Here is a 380-nt window from a genome sequence, read left to right on the forward strand (position 1 = left end):
GCCACTGGCGTGCTAAGTGGCACGCCAAGCAATGCCGATGTGGGCGCGCACCCCGTGTTACTGCGAGTGACGGACACCGACGGCTTAACCGCTGACCAGTCCTTCAGCATCACGGTCACCAACGTCAACGATGCACCGACCATCAGTTCAACGGCCATCACTGCCGCCACTCAAGATGCGGCTTATAGCTACACCTTCGCGGCGAGTGATACCGATGTGGGCGACACTATAACCTTAAGCGCGGTGACCAAACCGAGCTGGTTGAACTTCAATACGACTTCAGGCGTGTTAAGTGGCACGCCAAGCAATGCCGATGTGGGCGCGCACCACGTGACACTGCGAGCGACGGACACGGACGGCTTAACCGCTGACCAGTCCTT

Annotated in this window: 1 protein-coding gene; it reads left to right on the plus strand. The window is 58.9% G+C overall.

What is annotated here, in order from left to right; all coding sequences use genetic code 11:
* Positions 1 to 380, plus strand: a 380-nt coding sequence (locus tag BM607_RS21615; protein WP_140393443.1) for a putative Ig domain-containing protein, incomplete at both ends; no start/stop codon positions are given.

The organism is Shewanella sp. SACH, assembly GCF_001887095.2.
In the GTDB taxonomy this organism is placed as follows: Bacteria; Pseudomonadota; Gammaproteobacteria; order Enterobacterales; family Shewanellaceae; genus Shewanella; species Shewanella baltica.